General features: G+C 38.7%; 17 protein-coding genes. 16 read left to right on the top strand and 1 reads right to left on the bottom strand.

Going from position 1 to position 19,853, the window contains the following annotated elements:
- Positions 1-7: 7 nt before the first annotated feature.
- From FNLLGLLA_RS04275 to FNLLGLLA_RS04350, 16 genes are all read left to right on the top strand, one after another.
- Positions 8-364 (top strand): hypothetical protein, encoded by a 357-nt coding sequence (locus tag FNLLGLLA_RS04275; protein ID WP_120054854.1) that lies wholly within the window; start codon positions 8-10, stop codon positions 362-364.
- Positions 361-1,005: a hypothetical protein gene (locus FNLLGLLA_RS04280; RefSeq protein WP_120054853.1), complete on the top strand. Its 645-nt coding sequence runs from the start codon at positions 361-363 to the stop codon at positions 1,003-1,005. The genes FNLLGLLA_RS04275 and FNLLGLLA_RS04280 overlap by 4 nt, the downstream gene beginning before the upstream one ends.
- A complete protein-coding gene (locus FNLLGLLA_RS04285) occupies positions 986-1,393 on the top strand; it encodes a hypothetical protein (protein WP_021148255.1) in 408 nt (135 codons plus the stop codon). The genes FNLLGLLA_RS04280 and FNLLGLLA_RS04285 overlap by 20 nt, the downstream gene beginning before the upstream one ends.
- Before the next feature lie 9 nt (positions 1,394-1,402).
- On the top strand, positions 1,403-2,257 hold the full coding sequence (locus tag FNLLGLLA_RS04290; protein WP_004696134.1) for a hypothetical protein: 855 nt from the start codon (positions 1,403-1,405) through the stop codon (positions 2,255-2,257).
- 322 nt (positions 2,258-2,579) lie between these two features.
- Complete coding sequence (locus FNLLGLLA_RS09810; protein ID WP_232055008.1) at positions 2,580-2,837, top strand: hypothetical protein; 258 nt, start codon at positions 2,580-2,582, stop codon at positions 2,835-2,837.
- Positions 2,827-3,234, top strand: a complete 408-nt coding sequence (locus tag FNLLGLLA_RS04300; RefSeq protein WP_042986426.1) for a hypothetical protein — start codon at positions 2,827-2,829, stop codon at positions 3,232-3,234. Before FNLLGLLA_RS09810 ends, FNLLGLLA_RS04300 begins: the two co-directional genes overlap by 11 nt.
- A gap of 119 nt (positions 3,235-3,353) precedes the next feature.
- A complete protein-coding gene (locus FNLLGLLA_RS04305; RefSeq protein ID WP_004696128.1) occupies positions 3,354-4,196 on the top strand; it encodes a shikimate kinase in 843 nt (280 codons plus the stop codon).
- Positions 4,168-5,082 (top strand): ATP-dependent 6-phosphofructokinase, encoded by a 915-nt coding sequence (locus FNLLGLLA_RS04310; RefSeq protein WP_004696126.1) that lies wholly within the window; start codon positions 4,168-4,170, stop codon positions 5,080-5,082. The genes FNLLGLLA_RS04305 and FNLLGLLA_RS04310 overlap by 29 nt, the downstream gene beginning before the upstream one ends.
- Before the next feature lie 159 nt (positions 5,083-5,241).
- Complete coding sequence (locus FNLLGLLA_RS04315) at positions 5,242-6,324, top strand: efflux RND transporter periplasmic adaptor subunit (RefSeq protein WP_004696124.1); 1,083 nt, start codon at positions 5,242-5,244, stop codon at positions 6,322-6,324.
- A 12-nt stretch (positions 6,325-6,336) separates the two neighbouring features.
- Positions 6,337-7,059 carry an ABC transporter ATP-binding protein gene (locus FNLLGLLA_RS04320; protein WP_120054852.1) on the top strand — a complete coding sequence of 241 codons (723 nt, stop codon included), beginning with the start codon at positions 6,337-6,339 and terminating at the stop codon, positions 7,057-7,059.
- Positions 7,052-8,263, top strand: coding sequence for an ABC transporter permease (locus FNLLGLLA_RS04325; RefSeq protein WP_004696120.1), 1,212 nt, complete (start codon positions 7,052-7,054; stop codon positions 8,261-8,263). The genes FNLLGLLA_RS04320 and FNLLGLLA_RS04325 overlap by 8 nt, the downstream gene beginning before the upstream one ends.
- A gap of 225 nt (positions 8,264-8,488) precedes the next feature.
- The gene (locus FNLLGLLA_RS04330; RefSeq protein ID WP_174892270.1) at positions 8,489-8,953 is read left to right on the top strand and encodes a PaaI family thioesterase; all 465 of its coding nucleotides are present in this window, start codon (positions 8,489-8,491) and stop codon (positions 8,951-8,953) included.
- Positions 8,954-8,989: 36 nt separating this feature from the next.
- Positions 8,990-10,012, top strand: a complete 1,023-nt coding sequence (gene pheS, locus FNLLGLLA_RS04335) for a phenylalanine--tRNA ligase subunit alpha (RefSeq protein WP_004696116.1) — start codon at positions 8,990-8,992, stop codon at positions 10,010-10,012.
- Positions 10,013-10,021: 9 nt separating this feature from the next.
- Positions 10,022-12,550, top strand: a complete 2,529-nt coding sequence (gene pheT, locus FNLLGLLA_RS04340) for a phenylalanine--tRNA ligase subunit beta (protein WP_174892271.1) — start codon at positions 10,022-10,024, stop codon at positions 12,548-12,550.
- 88 nt (positions 12,551-12,638) lie between these two features.
- Positions 12,639-15,062, top strand: coding sequence for a U32 family peptidase (locus FNLLGLLA_RS04345; RefSeq protein ID WP_174892272.1), 2,424 nt, complete (start codon positions 12,639-12,641; stop codon positions 15,060-15,062).
- Between the two features lie 13 nt (positions 15,063-15,075).
- A complete protein-coding gene (locus FNLLGLLA_RS04350) occupies positions 15,076-17,454 on the top strand; it encodes an endonuclease MutS2 (protein WP_174892273.1) in 2,379 nt (792 codons plus the stop codon).
- 153 nt (positions 17,455-17,607) lie between these two features.
- Here FNLLGLLA_RS04350 and FNLLGLLA_RS04355 read toward each other — a convergent pair whose 3' ends face one another.
- Positions 17,608-19,698 (bottom strand): transglycosylase domain-containing protein, encoded by a 2,091-nt coding sequence (locus tag FNLLGLLA_RS04355; RefSeq protein ID WP_174892274.1) that lies wholly within the window; start codon positions 19,696-19,698, stop codon positions 17,608-17,610.
- Between the last annotated feature and the right edge of the window lie 155 nt (positions 19,699-19,853).

The following is a 19,853-nucleotide window of genomic DNA, read 5'->3' on the forward strand; positions in this document are numbered from 1 at the left end:
AGGATTTATGTATGGTGACGCTTTAATATCAGCCGCTATAATCATGTTCATTTTACCGGTTGTATTATCTATTTTTTGGATGGCTACTCTTACGGTATATAGGGCGTATTATTGGGATCATATATTGCAAGATACCATAACGTATTTAGAAGTGGCTAAAGCTTCTTATTATAAGAATGGAGCAATAGAAACTGGTGTATATAATTCTCAATTTACAATGAGTCCCAGTGAAAAAATTACCTATAAAATACATATAAAGCCTGTAGTGATAGAAGGTGTATCTTTACAACGATTAACAGTAGATGCCATCGACAATCAATCTGTTGTCTATTCTCTATCAGTTGATTTGGAGGGGATACATTGAAGGGCGAGGATATAGAAACGGTAATTGGGAAGAATAAAGAATACAAGCAGAATCCCATAACAGATAGAAATAAAAATAGAAATGATATGGGTTTTATTTTGTATTCTACGCTTATTAGTATGATGATTTCTATCATAGTCCTTACCTTATTGTTAGGTATCGTATTCTATGCAGTTATGTGGGATGCTAAATTACTTGATAGTGTAGCTATGATGGAGGATGGTCGATATACACGGCGTATGGTTGTGGCTCATATGATATGGAATCCTGTGAAGGTTACTGTAGAAGATCGTAATACAAGTTTATATATTCACGATACAAAGCGCACAACCTTAACTGTACAACGTCATGCATTATACAGAAAATTAACGGATGGTAGCTTGCAACCTGTCAGTGGTAGTCGAATTGTAGGAACTACAGATAAAAGAAATGTGGGCTATACCCAAGAATACCCTTTTAGTGTAGATACTAATGGGACCGTGTATTTACGTTGGTATATTAATAATCGTTTTGTTAATGATAGAAAATACACAAGTGGTTATGGAGGATTATCCATATATGAGGTCTCTATTGGACAGAGTACTATTTATGATTGGTATACAAGTAAAGAGGAGACAGGTTATGAACGTAGGAGCCCATAACGCGGGCTTTATTACATATATAGCGATACTTACAATGTCCTTTTTATTATTATTAGCTTTTATGGGGCTGCGTATAGGACAAATATGTGAAAGTAATGTGGTAGACGAATTGCATTTGGAAGAGGCTCATTATGCGGCACAGAAAGGTGTTCATTGGTTTGTGGGCTATTGTAAATTAGGAAATGTATGGGACTTTCAAAATAAATTAGTTGTGATAGATGATGAAAATGTAGAGATTACTATTGAAGCAGACCAATCAACAGATAATCCGCGACATATTATGAGTTATGGAAAATTGAAAAATAGTGAAATCGTGAGTCGTGTACATATGTATGTGACCGTAGATAAAGAAAAACATATGCATGTTATAAAGGTAAAACCTTATTGAGGTGATTCTATGAAACGAAAAAAGAGAATACATTCTGGAGTATGTATAACTGATGAACATATTGTATGTGTTACCGCTCATATAGAAAATAAAACAATGGTCATTACTGATGCGTTAGAAATGAAGCGTACAGGACCTATTGATGAAGACGTTACAAAATTTATAGAAACGTATGATTTAGATGAAGGGGCTTATAGTATTGTTGCTAATATTGATACACAAATGCATGTAGCACCTTATGATCCTCATGATTTTGATATGAAGGAGTTTATAAAGTGGAATATAGAGGACTACTTTAGTTTTGAGGGGGATAGTTTCCAAATGGATGCTTGTCGCCGGGAATATCCACGACACAATTATCATATGTTTATGGTGGCTGTAGATCGGCATTCACTAGAGCTTTTGAAGCAAGGTATACGAGATACTTATGCACCCGTTGATGTTATTGATTTTTGGCCTATTCCTATTTGTTATTGCTTGATGCGGCGCAGCGGTACTGTAACAGGTGTTGTGGAAGAAGGCGCCATGCATTTATGGCTTTGGTGGAATGATATATGCATTCAAGAGTGTATTGTACCTATTACTAGTAGCGATGTAGCTGAAGCTATGGATAAGTTAGAAGTGAGATTACAAGACTTTGGTATAGATGAGATACAGGGAATTCGGATGTATGGGTTAGAATCTATAACAAATGAAGAACGGACAGATATGGAAGGTATAATTTCCATGTATGGAGAAACTGAATATATTCCATTATTATTTTTAGGTCGTGGTCGTAATCGTTGCAAGCAAGGACAATTAGATTGGGACATGGCTATCGGTATGGCAGCAAGGGGGCTTAAATGGATTGGATTGGGCTGGTAAGGACAGATGTATTAATTTAATGCCTCGCTCGTTACGATGGCATAGTTTATGGCATACCTATCGATACCTTCTTTATGGGATAAGTCTTATATACATTATAGTAGGGCTTGTTACTATATATAGTTGTTGGTCAAGCTATCGTAGCTATGAAAATCGAAAGATAGACTTTGTGCGATTGCAAGCAAATGCTCAGTATCAAGAAATACATCAACAATATGGTGAATTAATGGAAATAAGAAATAAAATAATAAAGAATAAAATCCTTAAGAATCAAACAGATATATTACCCAATACAATGGTCCTTTATATTCTTGATGCCGCTATGTCAGAACATATTAGTCTACAGCATCTTAGCATTAAGGATGGGCGTATCAGTATAGATGGTATAGGTACGAGTGACGAAATGTGTCGTAAATTTATTGCTATTCTCCAACAAAAATTACTAGGGATGGAGTGTCATGGAACAGTTAAAGCAGATAAAGGTGTTTATACATTCCATATGGACGGATCTAAAAGAGAGCACAACGTATCAGGTCGAGAGAATATTAACGGGCCTAGTGTTGTGGGGGATGCTCATTAGCCTTTCTATGTATGGGCATATTTATTTTGAAGACAAAAATAATAGCTTAAAAAATCAACAAGATAATTATAATATACAAATGAATGCTGAGTCAGATTATATAGTGTCTAATGAAGCAAAACTATTAGAATCTTTTACACGGAACAAGACATCTAATACGAGTTCTAATACAAATATTTTTGATTCCTTGCAAGGAGAACCATTAATGATTGTCAGTACTGATGAGCATGAAGGTATACTAGAATTAACAGTATTAGGTAGTACAGAGCGTATGATTAACTGGATAAATACTGTTGAAGAAAAGGATCCTTCACGCCGTATAGAAATAGAAGATATAGAACGTAAAGGTAATGTAGTTTATGTGCATTGTGCAATTAAATCGATTATAAAACCTTAATGAAAATCGGGTGTACTGTATAGAGACAGATTATAGATTTTATGTCTATAGTCTGTCTTTGTTTTTGGACCATTTTATAGTACAATGAAGGATATGTAATGATAAGGGGCACATAATAGATGATAATAAAACGGAATATTATGCTCATCGGTTCTATGGGAAGTGGCAAAAGTCACTTTGGACGGAACCTTGCAGAACGCAAGGGTTGGCAATTTGTAGATACCGATCGCGTATTAGAAAGTCGTTTTGGGTTGCCCATTGCTGAGATTTTTAAAAAGATAGGAGAAAAAGCATTCCGCCGCGCCGAAATGGATGTACTAAAAAAGGTTTGCTTATACCATGAAGCAGTGATTTCTGTGGGTGGGAATTTTCCTATTGAACATCGCACCTTAAAGGTATTAAAAAAATATTCCTATATTATTGGTATCCGAGCTGCACAATTCCGTATTGTCAGTCGTGTGAATCGCCGTGTTGGGAAACGGCCTACCATGGACTATAGTAATGTGAATGCCTTTGTACATGCTATGATACAATCGTGGAAGCCCGTGTATAAGCAGTGCGATTTTGTACTAGATACAACAAATGGCCGGACCTATGATTTTATACAGCGTATTGAGGATGAATTAGATGCCTCAGATGTGCAATTTAAAGCAAGACGTCAACCCAATGATATAAACGATGTAGATGCTAAAGAAGCATCTGAAGATATACAATTTAATAATCAACAAAGTAGGAAAAAAGAGATTTCTGAAGCAGTATCAAAAAGAGCAATGTCTAATAAAATTCGTTATGATAAACGGTATAAACAAAAGACTTCTAATCAAACGAATAAAAAAGGTAAGGCACATAGTATATCCAAACAACGTACACCACAAGGGGGTAATGGATATGAGAAGAATCGCAATACTAACAAGCGGCGGAGACGCACCTGGAATGAATGCCGCCATAAGAGCGCTAACTAGAAAAGCTATACATGAAGGTTTTGAAATATTTGGTATTGAACGTGGCTATTTAGGTATCATTGAGGAAAAGATATTTCCCTTATCGAATCGAGACGTTGGTGGCATCATAACACAAGGTGGTACGATGCTGAAAACGGCACGCTTTCCAGAATTTCAGAATGAAGAAATTCAACGCAAAGCTTATGATATTTTGAAAACTTATGACATTGACCATTTGGTTGTTATCGGTGGTGATGGCTCCATGCGTGGTGCTACAAGTTTATCTAAACTTGGTATGTCTACTATGACCATTCCATGTACGATAGATAATGACATGGGTGGTACACAATATACGATAGGCTATGATACGGCTCTTAATACGGTAGTTGATGCGGTTGGGCGTATTCGTGATACATCAAACTCCCATGAACGTGTAGCTATTGTGGAGGTTATGGGGCGCAAAGCTGGACATATTGCATTAAAGGCAGGCCTAGCTTGTGGGGCAGAAATAGTTTTGGTTCCTGAAAATCCCATGCCTTTACATGCGGTTTGTCGTCATTTAAAGGAAACACAAATTCGGGGTAAAGAATATAGTGTTATCCTCGTTGCAGAAGGTGCCTATAACAGCGGTGAGGTGAAAGCTTTTATCAAGGAGCATACAGAATTTGATCCTAGCCTAACTGTGTTAGGCTACTTACAACGTGGCGGTGGTCCATCGGCATTTGATGCTATTTTAGCGGCTCGCATGAGTGAAGTCTGTATTAATTTATTGATGAGTGGTGTCGCTAACCGATTAGTAGGTTATATAGATGGTCATATCCGTGCACTATCTTATGAAGAGGCAGAACGTCTTGAATTTCCAATCGATGAGAAGGATTATAGATTATTGTCAATATTGAGTAGTTAATGGCCCGTAAGGGCCATTTTTTATATATCATAATTTATTCATTAATGAAATTATATTGCGTAAAAGCAATTGGTGCTGTATAATTTAAAAATACTATATGTGTTGATATAGAATAAATGTCTTTTTAATATATCTTCATCTTAAAAAAAGGAGATCATAATGAAAGAGTTCTTACAAAAGCATCGTAAACGTATAGTAACAGGTGCTGTTGTTCTTTGTGTTCTTGGTGGCGGCACATATTACTACATGGATAGTCTAAATGCAAATCAAGCACAAACGTTATATACTACTGGCAAGGTTGAAAAGGGTGATGTAAAAACTAGTATCAGTGCCACAGGTACTATTAACCCTGTAAATTATGTAGATGTTTCTACAAATGTTGCTGGTAAACTTGAAAAAGTTTTAGTTAAAGAGAATGATCAAGTTACGGCCGGTCAAGTTATCGCTTATATTGATACACGTCAATTACAAGCATCTGTTGATGATGCTCGTGCAGCGTTAGCCAAAGCAGAACTTGATATGAATCGTTATAAATCCTTGGCGGCTCAAGATGCTATTGCACAACAAACATATGATGATTCTGTAACATCTTATGAACGTGCTAAATCTACTTATGAACGTGCTGCCGCAGATTTAAGTGATGCTACTATTACAGCTCCAATGTCTGGGACTGTTGTTGGTACACCGCTAAAAGCCGGTCAAACTATTAGTACTGGTATTTCCACACAAATGATCATTGCTACCATTGCAGATTTAAAAAATTTAGAGATTTATCTTACTGTAGACGAAACCGATATTGGCAATATCAAACAAGGTGCAAAGGTAGAGTTTACTGTAGATTCTAAGCCAGGTGAAACTTTCACCGGTTACGTTTCTGAAATTGCAAAAGGTACAAAAGGTAATATGGGAACAACAAGTAGTAGCGTTGTGTACTATACTGTTAAGGTTCAAATTCCTGAAAATATTGCAGGTAATTTCTTACCAACTATGACGGCTCGTGCCACAATCTTTGGTGAAGATATTAAAAATACATTGGTAGTTCCTCTTACTGCTGTACGTACGGACAAACAAGGTGAGTATGTATATGTTATAAAAGATGGTCAACCAGTACGAACCGCTGTCTCTACAGGTGTAACTGGGGATACTAATGTTCAAATCTTAAAAGGTTTATCTGAAGGTGATGAAATTATCGTAAGCGGTGATGTGAATGCACCAAAAAATAATGTAGCTGGACCATTCTAAGGGTAGGTGCTTATGAACCAAACAGTAATTGACATACAAGGAATTACAAAAACCTATGTGAATGGCAAATTATCAGTACCTGTTCTACATGGCATTGATTTAGTTGTCAATAAGGGTGAATTTGTATCCATTATGGGACCATCTGGCTCAGGTAAATCAACCTTTATGAATATTCTTGGATGTTTGGACCGACCTACAACTGGTTCTTATCGACTCAATGGAGACGAGGTTGCTACCTTATCTGATGATGAGCTTGCGTATGTGCGTAATAAACAGATCGGTTTTGTATTTCAAAGCTTTAATTTGTTGACAAAATTGACAGCCCTAGAAAATGTAGCGCTTCCTATGATTTATGCCGGTGTAAATAAAAAGATGCGCATTGAACGGGCCACTCAATTATTACAGTCTGTCGGCTTGGGCGAGCGTATGGACCATTTGCCATCCGAGTTGTCTGGTGGGCAACGTCAACGTGTGGCGATTGCTCGTGCATTGGCAAATAATCCTGCTATTATCATGGCTGATGAACCGACAGGGAATCTTGACTCTAAGTCAACCATCGATGTTATGAACATCTTTCGAGGCCTTCATAATGAAGGCCGTACGATTCTTCTAGTTACACATGAACCGGATATTGCTACGTACGCGAGTCGTAATGTAGTCTTGAAAGATGGGATAATCGTAGAGGATTCGATCAATTCTAATATGACTCCTATAAAGGAGGTGCCTAATGTATAAAGAAAGTTTTCTAATGGCATGGGCTTCCTTGATTGCTAATAAATTGCGCTCCCTTTTGACCATGTTAGGTATCATTATCGGTGTAGCAGCTGTTATTGCACTGGTATCTATCGGTAATGGGGTGAAGCAAGATATTGAGGATTCTATTTCTAGCTTAGGCTCTAACTTGTTGGTAGTTCTGCCAGGGGCGCCGCGGACGCCAGGTGCTAGATCTTCTCAGGGGTCCATGAAATCGTTGAAAATATCTGACTATGAAGCTATTGCTAAGTTAGAAGGTGTAAAAGCCGCCAGTCCTATGACAAATGGCTCTTATGTGGTGATTTATCAAAATAAAAACTGGACTACATCTGTTGCGGGGGTTAATTCTAACTTTCAGGACGTAAATAATTGGACTATGACATCTGGTCGATTTTTCTCCGATAAAAATGTTCAGAACCGAGAACGTGTAGCGGTTGTGGGACAAACGGTAGTAAAAAATTTGTTTACTGATGAAGATCCTGTAGGCAAGGAAATCCGTGTTAAAAATATTCCATTCCGTGTCATTGGTGTTCTCAAAAGTAAAGGGAACGGAACCATGGGTAATGACCAAGACGATACGGTGTTAATTCCATATACAACATCAATGGAGCGCGTAGAGGGCATTGACTATCTTCGCAGGGTGTATGTTGTGGCTAAGGATGATGGGGGCATTGACCGTTTGCAGGCAGATATAGAGAATTTGTTGCGTGTTCGTCATAATATTAAAGATACAAATTTGGATGATTTCAATATTCAAAATATGAAATCTATTATGGAAACAGTGGCTCAGACGACGGGAACATTTACGTTATTCCTGGGGGCTGTTGCTGCGATTTCTCTAGTTGTAGGTGGCATTGGTATTATGAACATCATGCTTGTATCTGTAACGGAACGGACTCGAGAAATTGGTGTGCGTAAAGCTTTGGGGGCTACGTATAGCGTAATTGTTACGCAATTCTTAATAGAAGCCGTTGTAATCAGTTTGATGGGGGGCTTTATTGGTATTGCTTTCGGTATAGGAGCCTCAAAAGTAATCGGAATGGTATCTGGAATGAGTACAATTGTATCTGTTCCAACAATCATAATGTCCTTTGCCTTTTCCATGGCTATTGGTTTGATTTTTGGTATATACCCAGCCCGTAAAGCGGCTAAGCTCAATCCAATCGATGCATTGCATTATGAATAGTTTTGAATTTATAAATGTGTTTTCTTAAGAACATACCATATAATTAGATAGAGTTATTCGCATATGGTGCGTTGCATGATACAATATGTATGATGTAACGCACCATTTTTATATGTTTGTATTGAATTTTGACATATAACTATAAAGATTTTCATACAGGTAATGTAATAGAATTAGTATTTAGATTAGTTAATCTATGGGTATGTATATAGAATGGAGAACCTTATGGCTACAACATTGTTAGAATATTTCAACGAATTACGAGATCAAAACCCATTTTCTTGGGTGAAAGATTCTGAGATTACAGCAGTGGAACCAGGTCATGCGGAAATGACATTGCAAACAAATGAAACAGATTACTGCAATTTTAGAGGGGATTTGCATGGTGCCGTATGTATTGGCTTAGTAGATAGTGTGATGGGGACTGCTTGTTTTACATTGGGAAAATCTGTTAGCACCATTGATCTTAATGGTAACTATGTGAAAGCTGTTAAAGGCGGTGCTGTATTGCGTGGTGTAGCCAATGTAGAGCACAATGGTAAAACTACTATGGTTGCTACCGCTCGTATTTATAATGAATTAGGTGAACTTGTTCACTTGGCACGGGGTACATTTTTTGTACTAGAAGAGAAGCCATTACCTGATTTACCATGGCGTTTTATTGAAGAAGACAACCCTGATTTGGTATAATATAAGTTAGACTTTTACAAATAGGAGGATGCTTGAATGGAACAAGAATTACAACGTATTAAGGCAGAAGCCCTTGATGCCATCAAAGACGCTGCTGATCAACAAGCGTTGCAAGATATACGTGTTAAATATTTAGGTAAAAAAGGCGAGGTAACGGCTTTACTAAAAGGTCTTGGTAAATTATCTCCAGAAGAACGTCCGAAGGCTGGCGCCCTCGTTAATGCTATTCGTGAAGCGTTAGAGGCTGAAATTGATACAGTTAAAGCTCGTATGGAAACTGCAGAGTTAAATGCTCGTTTAGAAAAAGAGCGCATCGATATTACATTGCCTGGCCGTGCACAAAAAGCTGGTCATATCCATCCATTAACAAAGGTTAATGAAATGATTGAAGACTTCTTCATGAAAATGGGGTATACCGTTGAAGAAGGTCCAGAAGTAGAGCAAGATTACTATAACTTTGAATGCTTAAACTTGCCTAAAGATCATCCTGCACGTGATATGCAAGATTCCTTCTATATTACAGAAAACTTCTTATTACGCACGCATACATCTCCAGTACAAGCTCGTACAATGCAACGTCATGAACCTAATAGCCCAATCCGTATGATTGCGCCTGGTAAGGTTTACCGTTGGGACTATGATGCGACTCATTCCCCTGTATTCCATCAAGTGGAAGGCCTCATCATCGATGAGCATATTACATTTGCTGACTTAAAAGGCACATTAGAGTCCTTCTTACGTCACATGTATGGTGATGACACAAAGGTACGTTTCCGTACAAGCTTCTTCCCATTCACAGAACCATCTGCAGAGGTAGATATTTCTTGTGTAATGTGTGGTGGTGAAGGTTGCCGCGTATGTTCTCATACAGGCTGGCTTGAAATTTTGGGCTGCGGTATGGTTCATCCCGATGTATTGCGTATTAATGGGTACGATCCTGAAAAGGTTAAAGGCTTCGCCTTTGGCATGGGCGTAGAACGTATTGCTATGCTTTTATATGGCATTAACGATTTACGTCTATTCTTTGAAGATGATGTACGATTCTTGGAACAATTTTAGGAGGAACTCATGAAAGCAAGTTTACAGTGGATGAACGAATACGTGCCTGTGGATATGAATCGTCCTGCTCAAGAATTGGCCGATGAATTAACACAAGCTGGTATTCCTGTAGAAGATGTCATTGCTATGGATAATGGCATTAAGAAAATTTATACTGGTAAAATCGTGGAGATTACAAAACATCCAGATGCAGATAAATTACAAGTATGCCAAGTTGAATGCCTTACAGAGGAAGGTGAACCTGTTACAAAACAAATCGTAACGGCTGCTACTAATGTTGCAGTAGGCCAAATCGTGCCTGTGGCATACCATAAATCTCGCTTAGCTGATGGTACAGAGATTAAAAAAGGTAAATTGCGTGGCGTGGTTTCTGAAGGCATGTTCTGTTCCGTTGCAGAATTTGGCATTTCTAGTGATTTAGTATTGCCAGAAGAAGCTCAAGGCATTTACATTTTCCCTGAAGGAACACCAATTGGTCTTGATGTAAAAGACGTTTTGGGTTTAAATGATACAGTATATGAATTTGAACTCACCGCTAACAGAGCTGATTGCTTCTCAATGGTTGGTTTATCCCGTGAATTCGGTATTATGACAAACCAAAAAGCTTTATTCCCTGTTATCATGGTTAACGAAAATGGCGAGTCCATTGAAGGAAAAGCATCTGTATCCATCGAAGCTGATGATCTTTGTACTCGTTTTACTGCTCGCGTAGTAACTGATGTTAAGGTTGAGCCATCTCCATTGTGGATGCAAAACCGTTTGCGCAATAGTGGTATTCGTCCTATTAATAATGTAGTAGACGTAACAAATTATGTTATGTTAGAACTTGGTCAACCTATGCATGCCTATGATTATGATCATGTAAAAGGTCATAAATTAGTGGCGAGACGTGCTAAAAATGGTGAAGTGCTTGTTACACTTGATGGTTCTAAACGGGAATTGAATGACTCCATGCTTATTATTGCTGATGCTGAACGTCCAGTAGGTGTAGCAGGTATCATGGGTGGCTTTGATAGTGAAGTGACAAACGAAACGACCACAGTTATGTTTGAAGCTGCTGTATTTATTGGTCCATCTATTCGACGCACTGCTAAAGCTCTTGGCATGCGCTCTGAAGCATCTGGCCGTTTTGAACGTGGTGTAAATCATAAATACACTGCTTATGCTATCGACAGAGCAGCTCAATTATTACAACAAATCTGTCCTACTTGTAAAGTTGATGTAGGCGTTATCGATGTATATAAAAACCCTGTAGAACAACATACAGTTACTTTCACAGCAGAACAAATCAACGATTACTTGGGTACAAACATTGAAAAAGACGAAATGATTCGTATTTTGACAGCCCTTGAGTTTGTTGTAACCGAAGAAGGGGACAAATTGTCCGCACTCGTTCCAACATGGCGCGGTGATGTAACCGTTATGCCTGATATCGCTGAAGAGGTTGCGCGTATTTATAATTACGATAATATTGCTCCAACAATTCCTGTAGCAGTATTATCCTCTGGTGGTATGACGCCTAAGAAGGCACTTACAAAACAGGTGACACATGCATTAGCTAAACTTGGTATGACTCAAATCATTACCTTTAGCTTTATGCATAAAGATGGTCTTACAAATATGATGCTTCCTGAAGGGGATAGCCGTTATACTGCCATTCCAATCTTGAACCCTATCTCCGAAGAATTCCCTTATATGCGTACTACATTGGTGCCGGCTGTTATCGATGCAGCGAAACGCAATATTGCGCAACAAAATAAGGATCTTTGGTTATTTGAAACAGCAAACGTATATGAACCAAAAGCATTGCCTTTAACAGAGGTACCTCATGAGCGCCCTATGGCTTGCGGTATCTTGATGGGCAAGGTAAATCAAGCAGCTTGGAATCAATCTGAACGCACAACTGACTTCTATGATGTAAAAGGTATTGTAGATGCTCTATTAGCTGAATTGGGTATAACTGAATTTAAAATACATCGTTATCAAAAAGAGATTGTTGATTATTATAATGTTTCTGAAGATTATTATAGAAAATCTCTAGATCGACATGTTACTTTTAAAAGGCTTTATGAAGAGTATTACCACCCTGGTGTAAGTGCGTACTATACAGTTGACGGTATAAAAATTGCTCAATATGGTGAATTACATCCACAAGTGAGCAAAAACTTTGATTTGCCTGGCAAAGTATATATGTTTGAAATCGATTTGGAAGCCGTATTATCCTTAACGATTCCACCGTTCCGTTATACATCCTTCAGTAAATTCCCAGGCACTAGCCGTGACCTTGCCATCGTTGCACCTGTGTCCGTATCTAGTGGTGAAATTTTATCCATCATTAAAGAACATGGTGGAGAATATTTAGAAAGTGCGTCTATCTTTGATGTTTATGAAGGTGAACATATCGAAGCAGGTTACCGCAGTCTCGCATACAACTTACAATTCCGCTCTATGGAAGGTACGTTGAATGATGAGGATATTGACGGTAATATTCAAGCTATTATTGATGCATTAGCAGAAATTAACTGCAAATTACGTTAATTTTAAGCAGTATATTGAAAGGGTTTACCATATGGTAAACCCTTTTAGTACTATAGTTATGCCTTTAGTTAGGTAGAAAGGACTGTCCATGGAATTATTGGCTCCTGCCGGTACGATGGAAAACTTTATAGCCGCTTTAGAATCCGGGGCTGATGCCATTTATCTTGGTGGCAAAGGTTTTAATGCCCGAGCTCATGCAGCAAACTTTGGAATTGAGGAATTAACCGAGGCTATTCGCTTGGCCCATATTCTAGATGTGTCTGTGTATGTAACAGTAAATATCCTCATAGGTGACTCCGAATTATCTGCTCTTAAGACATATTTAAAGGACTTAGAGCGCATCGGCGTGGATGCTATCATCGTTCAAGATTTAGCAGTGGCTAAATTGGCGCAGCGAGTGGCTCCTAAATTACACTTACATGGCAGTACACAAATGACTGCGGCTACGCTCGATGCGGTTCGTTTTTATGAAAGTCTCGGTTTTACACGTGTTGTTTTAGCTCGTGAATTGAGCCTCGCTGAAATTGAACATATTTGCAAGAACTGTACAGCTGAAATCGAAGTCTTTGTACACGGTGCGTTGTGCGTATGTTATTCTGGTCAATGCTTAATGAGTTCTTTCATTGGTGGTCGCAGTGGTAACCGTGGTGCTTGTGCACAGCCTTGTCGGTTGCCTTATGAGCTATTGGATTCTTCAGGTACTAGCTTGTTGCCAAAACACGAAGCCTATCTATTAAGTCCAAAGGATCTTAACTATAGTGAATATATGAATGAACTTGTGGCGGCCGGTGTTACGTCCTTTAAGGTAGAAGGGCGTATGAAAAAGGTTTCCTACGTGCGTCAAGTTATTGGGACCTATCGTCATATTTTAGATACGGCTCATATAGATTCTACTGATGCCGATGCATTAGCTTCTGGATTTAATCGTGGATTTTCTACGGATTATTTAACAGACCATGTAGGAAAATCAATGATGACCGTGGTGGCCCCAAATAATCAAGGGAAATTGATTGGCAAAGCTGAGGTCAAAAAGGGTCAAGTTCATTTATTCCTAACAGAACCGATTGAAAAAGGATCACTCTTAAAGGTCATGCAAAGTTCTGGTAGTATTACGTATTATCAAATCGATCAGAACTGGTCTCTAGTGGATGAAAAGCATATTGTAGGTAAACCGGATGAAGGCTTTGCTGCGGGGCAAGTATTCCTTGCATCAGGCCCTAAAGCTAAAAAGCAACGGGGACTACAAGACTTTACCGCTAAATTAGAGGTACATGGTTATTTATCTATTAATACTGAACGAGAAATACCTTATACAGAACTAACCTTTGTATTGAATGATGGTCGTACTGTGACTATATCTAACGAGTTTGAACCTGTTTATGCTAACAATAAACCGACTACATTAGAGAAGGTTAGAGATCAAGTAGGTAGATTAGGGAATACATTATTTACACTAGGCTCTATGTCTATTCCTGATGGACCGTACATGTGGCCCGCTAGTGTTTTAAATGCATTGCGTCGTGATGCTGTAGAGGCGCTAGAAAACTTGTTGATTACAGACCATGAAGCAGCTTGGGCAGAACATGCTGTAGAACCCAAAAATATGTCATCGTTAGTAGCTAAAAGTAAGGTTCAATACACAGAGCTTATGGTGAGTGCTCGCGTTGATGAACTCGATGGTGTAAAAGCAGCGATCGAAGGGGGCGCTAAGAAGATTATCTTCGGTGGTGACCGTTTGCAACGTAAGCCTTATGAAATTAGCATCTACGAGCAGGTAGCCAAACTTTGTAAAGAGCATAATGTACTCTGTGTATTTGCTACGCCTCGCGTCGTTAAAGATGATGAGGTAGACGCGTACATGAATACGCTTAAGGCCATAGTTGAGTCTAAACCAGATAGCATTTCTATTCATGTACCACAAGCATTACTGTGGCTTCGCGATTTAGGGTATACAGGTGCTATTGAAGCTGATACAGGTCTCAACATATTTAATAGCTCTGCATTACAAGTATGGGATGACTTCAATTTGAGTAGCATAGCACCATCCTTAGAGTTGACCTTGGCGCAACTAGTAAATTTACAAAAATCTACTCATTTGCCATTAGAGGTAATGGTACACGGTTATACAGAAATGATGATTTCTGAGTATTGTGCCATCGCTAGCTTTGTTGGTACTGGTAAAAAGGAAAATTGTCCTATGCCGTGCGTAATAGAAGATTACGCATTAAAGGACCGCAAAGGGGAAGTGTTCCCACTTCGTACTGATCCATATTGCCGTATGCACATTATGAACAGCCATGAAATAGATATGCGTGCTTACGTGCCTGAGTTACATCGTAAAGGTCTACATATCTTGCGCATCGATGGGCGTCATATGGATCCACATCGATTGCGTAACATTGTAGCAGATTATGTATCCATTCAAAATGGAACAAAAGAGGCTCCGCCTAAGAGTATAGGTAAAGATGATACACCTATTACAAGGGGCCACTATTTTAGAGGTATTTTATAAAAGAGGTAGTACATTGTTTAACGAAGATGTATTAGACTTTCACCATATAAAAGAACAATTACAACAGCATTGTAGTTCTACTATCGCTAAAGAATTGGCTATGAATATTGAGCCAATGACGGATGCTAAAGCTATTCAAGAGAACCTTGATGAGACGGCAGAAGCCATGCGTTCTTTGCAAACAGAGGTAAAACAGCCGTTAGGCGGTACACGCGATATTCGTGAATCTTGCAAGAAGAGTCGCAAAGACTTTGTTCTTACACGTGAAGCCTTGTGGGACATTTATTTGACCATTGGTGCTTATAAGCGCATGACAAAGTTCTTTAGAACGAAATATATGGATTATCCATTGCTATCCCTATGGGTACAGGATATGCCGAATACAGATCGCATTGAAAACCGTTTTAAACGCGTCTTTGATGAAAAGGGGGAATTGCTTGATACCGCGTCTCCTAAATTGGCGAGCCTTAGAAATACGATTATTAAAACTCGTGAAAAGATTAAAAATGATATTCAAGCTATCCTGCATGATAAAGATAATCAAAAGTATTTCCAAGAAACCATCATTACGCAGCGTAACAATCGTTACGTAATTCCTGTAAAACAAGAGTATCGCCAATACTTTGATGGCCTTATTCACGACCGTTCTGCAACGGGTCAAACACTTTACATTGAACCGATGCGTTTGGTGAATCTAAATAATGAATTACAAGAGGCTTTGATTGGTGAAGAGCAAGAGGTCTTGCGTATTTACCGCGAGTTATCGGCTCTTGTAAAACAACATAGCAATGATTTGATGGATGCTTGTGAAAAGGTATCCCATATCGAATTTGTATATGGTAAGGCAAGTCTTGCTATTTCTTACAAGGGGGTACCGGCAATCTTAAGTACTGACAGAACCGTTAATCTCATGAGAGCTCGTCACCCATTTATTCCACCAAATATGGTAGTGCCTACAAATATTCAATTAGGTACATCGTACCGTATTTTACTAATTACTGGTTCTAACACAGGTGGTAAAACAGTTTCCCTTAAAACATTGGGCCTGTTGAGCTTGATGAATCAATGTGGCCTATTTATCCCTGCTGATCACGGTTCTATGTTACCAGTATTCCATAATATCTTTGCCGACATTGGAGACGAGCAAAGTATTGAGGCCAGCCTTAGTACGTTCTCTGCTCATATGACACAAGTTATTTCCATCATCAAACATTGTGGTCCTAACGACTTGGTTTTACTGGATGAACTTGGGTCTGGTACTGATCCAGAAGAAGGTAGCGCATTAGCTGTATCTATTCTTGAGTTCTTCCGTAAAAAAGGTGCCCTTATGATGGTAAGTACCCATTATAATGAGCTTAAAAATTATGCTTACCATACGGAAGGTATTGAAAATGGTCACGTAGAGTTTGATGAGCGCACCTTAAAACCTACATATCGGCTCCATATCGGCGTAGCCGGCAGTAGCCATGCGTTAAGCATTGCTGCACGTTTAGGCTTACCAAAGGACATTGTAGAACGCGCAACAGAGTATAAATCTCAATTTGGTAGTCATGAAATGGAAGAAGTTCTTTCCGACTTAAACGAACAACTCCGTAAAGCCTCTGAACGTGAAAGAGCGTTAAAGAAAGAGCTTGATGAAACACGTCGTATGCGTGGCCAATTAGAGAAGGAAAAGAAACAGTTTAACGAAAAACGTAAACAAATCTTAGCCAAAGCTCAGGCCGATGCAGAATCCATGAAACGTAGTTTACGCGTTGAAGGGGAAGCGATTATCAAACAATTGAAAGCGCAATTCTCTGAAACAAATAAGGATAGGCGTCAATCGGCTATTAATGCAGCACGTAAGGGGATTTCTAGTGTTCATGTACCAGAAGCTCCAGTGGATGATGATCGTAAGTCGTTAACCGCAGATGCTATTAAGGTTGGCCAAGCTGTTTATGTTACGTCCTTGCGTTCGTTGGGTACTGTGTTATCTATCAATGGTAACCGTGTAAATGTTGATATTAATGGACTAACAGCTACCGTTAAGGTTAGTGAATTACAATCAACTACACGTGAAGAAGGCAATAAACTAGCACGTGAACAAAAAGAAGCCATGCCTAAAACAAGAAAACGTATGGGTGGCTCCGCCGTACAACGTCAAAAAGAGGTTCGTACTGAAATCAACATTCTTGGCCAAACAGTAGATGAAGCGACCGTTTCTGTAGGTAGATTTATTGACCAAGCTTTGCTTGGTGGTGTTAATCAAGTGCGTATTATTCATGGTAAGGGTACAGGTGCATTACGTGAAGGCGTTCACCAATATTTACGTACCTTGCCTCATGTAGCGCACTTTGAAACAGCCGGTTATGATGAAGGTGGTGCAGGGGCTACAAATGTAGTTCTTAAATAAAATATAATTTTCAAAATATTGTATATGGAAATAAAAAGGTAGTAAGCTCTTAGGGCTTGCTACCTTTTTGTATAGATAATATTTAGATAGTAAATATGTATATAAAGAAAGGGCGGAACACTGAGTTCCGCCCTTTTAGAAACTACTGTTGAATTAGCGTTCCTTTTTAGACTTTTTATTTTTCGATGAATTTGATTTCTGTTCTGTAACCTCTTCTTTTTGAGGCTTGTCATTACTTTTTATTTTTTCATCTGTTGTTTTGCCTGTATCGTCTTTCTTATCTGCTTTTTCGTCCTTTTTATCTTCTTTTTTAGGTTGTGCCTTTGCAGGATTGACGTAACCTTCAGAGATTGCTGATTGTGCGCTAGCTGGGACAGGGAAGTCAGATGCTGGAGTATTGGCAAGAGCATTGGCCATGAATTGACCCCACATAACAGCAGGTGTACTACCACCTGTAATACCGTGTAATGTTTCGGTGCCGTAGTCATCACCAATCCAAACAGCAGCTACTAAATCTGGAGTGTAACCTATGAACCAAGCATCTTTGGAATCATCAGTAGTACCTGTTTTACCTGCTGCAGGACGACCGATGGCTGCATTACCGCCAGTACCGCCATTTATAACAGATTCTAGCATATTAGTCATGATGGCCGCATCTTTTTCATCAATAACACGTTTTTCTTGGATAGAGTTTTCTTCTACAACTTGGCCGTTGCGATCTACAATTTTAAGGATAGCTGTAGGTTGAACCTTGATACCGCCATTAGCAAGTACACCGTAAGCCTGTACCATATCAAGAGGTGTAACACCATGAGTTAAACCGCCAAGTGCTGTCGATAAGTTGTAATCTTGATCAGTTAGAGTAGAGATACCCATTTCTTTAGCAAGATTAATAACTTTAGTCATACCTACTTCATCGGCAACTTTTACAGCTGCTACGTTGCGAGAATGTTGTAATGCGTAGCGGTATGTAATATTACCTTCGTAGTCGTTTTCATAGTTTTTAGGACTCCAATTACCGAAAGTAACAGGACTATCATCAACTATAGAACCAGGAGTTTTACCTGATTGAATAGCTGCTAAGTAAACGAAAGGTTTCATAGTAGAACCAGGTTGACGTTCTGCTTGTGTAGCGCGGTTGAAAGCGTCATCACCGCGACCACCGACCATGGCTACAATGTAACCATTGTGAGGGTTCATAGCTACTATAGCACCTTGTGGTTGAGATAATCCATTTTTATCGGTGTAGTAATTAGGCAAGTTTTGCATTGCTGCAACTGCAGCATTTTGTGCATCCATGTCGAGAGTAGTATAGATTTTTAATCCATCTTTATAGATGGCATCATCGCCGTACTTTTCAGAAATTTGAGAAATAACATAGTTAATGAAGTAAGATGCATTAGATTTCTCATGAGCTTGTTCTTGTTTAGCTATCAAACCTAAATCTGCTTGGCGAGCTTCGTCAGCTTGCTCTTGTGTAATATAACCATATTTTACCATTTGGCCCAATACGACGGCTTGACGCTTTTTACTAGCCTCCAAATCATTAAATGGGGAGTAATAGTTAGGGCTTTGTGGTAAACCAGCAATGAGTGCCGCTTGTGCAAGTGTTAACTCACTAGCATCCTTACCAAAATATACATGAGATGCAGATTGTACACCGTAAGCACCTTGACCAAAGTAGATTTGGTTCATATACATTTCAAGGATTTCATCCTTGGTGTAATGTTGTTCAATTTTAAGGGCTAATAAAGCTTCGGAAATTTTACGTTTTAATGTTCTATCTTGAGATAAGAATGCATTACGAGCTAACTGTTGAGTAATTGTGGAACCACCTTCAGATACGCCGCTATGTACAATGTTTACCCATACGGCACGTAAAATACCAATTGGGTCAATACCATGATGCGTATAGAACCGAGAATCTTCTGTAGCTACAAAGGCATTCTGTAAATCTTTTGGTACATCTTTTAGAGGTACTGGTAATCTATTTTCTGTGGAGTGAACCGTAGTAATGAGATTGCCATGCACGTCATAAATCTGAGACGATGCAGAAGGGCGTACATTGGATACATCCGGTAGATTTGATAATGTGGCACTTATGAAACCACAGCCACCACCGGCTACGATGAGTATAAAGAGAAGTGTACAAATCCAAAATAGACGCTTAGGATTTGTTTTCTTCGGTGTAGAACCATTGCCATTTGAGCGGCGATTGGTTCTCGTATTTGAGTTACTACTCATAGAGTCACCTCTTTTTTCTTTTAGTAAATATAACGTAAATTCTATTACGCAGTTATAAATATTATATCATAAATGGTTTAAATCCAATACTATATATAATTGTGAAAGTTTTTAGATAATGGTATACTTAAACAATAGTATTTCTAGGAGGATTA

The organism is Veillonella parvula (genome assembly GCF_902810435.1).
Lineage (GTDB): Bacteria > Bacillota > Negativicutes > Veillonellales > Veillonellaceae > Veillonella.

Coding starts and splice junctions, on each gene's coding strand:
- FNLLGLLA_RS04345 (WP_174892272.1), top strand. CDS start 12,639: ATGGAATTATTGGCTCCTGCCGGTACGATGGAAAACTTTATAGCCGCT.
- FNLLGLLA_RS04330 (WP_174892270.1), top strand. CDS start 8,489: ATGGCTACAACATTGTTAGAATATTTCAACGAATTACGAGATCAAAAC.
- FNLLGLLA_RS04300 (WP_042986426.1), top strand. CDS start 2,827: ATGCTCATTAGCCTTTCTATGTATGGGCATATTTATTTTGAAGACAAA.
- FNLLGLLA_RS04310 (WP_004696126.1), top strand. CDS start 4,168: ATGAATGCCGCCATAAGAGCGCTAACTAGAAAAGCTATACATGAAGGT.
- FNLLGLLA_RS04355 (WP_174892274.1), bottom strand. CDS start 19,698: ATGAGTAGTAACTCAAATACGAGAACCAATCGCCGCTCAAATGGCAAT.
- FNLLGLLA_RS09810 (WP_232055008.1), top strand. CDS start 2,580: ATGTCAGAACATATTAGTCTACAGCATCTTAGCATTAAGGATGGGCGT.
- FNLLGLLA_RS04325 (WP_004696120.1), top strand. CDS start 7,052: ATGTATAAAGAAAGTTTTCTAATGGCATGGGCTTCCTTGATTGCTAAT.
- FNLLGLLA_RS04305 (WP_004696128.1), top strand. CDS start 3,354: ATGATAATAAAACGGAATATTATGCTCATCGGTTCTATGGGAAGTGGC.
- FNLLGLLA_RS04315 (WP_004696124.1), top strand. CDS start 5,242: ATGAAAGAGTTCTTACAAAAGCATCGTAAACGTATAGTAACAGGTGCT.
- pheT (WP_174892271.1), top strand. CDS start 10,022: ATGAAAGCAAGTTTACAGTGGATGAACGAATACGTGCCTGTGGATATG.
- FNLLGLLA_RS04290 (WP_004696134.1), top strand. CDS start 1,403: ATGAAACGAAAAAAGAGAATACATTCTGGAGTATGTATAACTGATGAA.
- pheS (WP_004696116.1), top strand. CDS start 8,990: ATGGAACAAGAATTACAACGTATTAAGGCAGAAGCCCTTGATGCCATC.
- FNLLGLLA_RS04285 (WP_021148255.1), top strand. CDS start 986: ATGAACGTAGGAGCCCATAACGCGGGCTTTATTACATATATAGCGATA.
- FNLLGLLA_RS04320 (WP_120054852.1), top strand. CDS start 6,337: ATGAACCAAACAGTAATTGACATACAAGGAATTACAAAAACCTATGTG.
- FNLLGLLA_RS04275 (WP_120054854.1), top strand. CDS start 8: ATGTATGGTGACGCTTTAATATCAGCCGCTATAATCATGTTCATTTTA.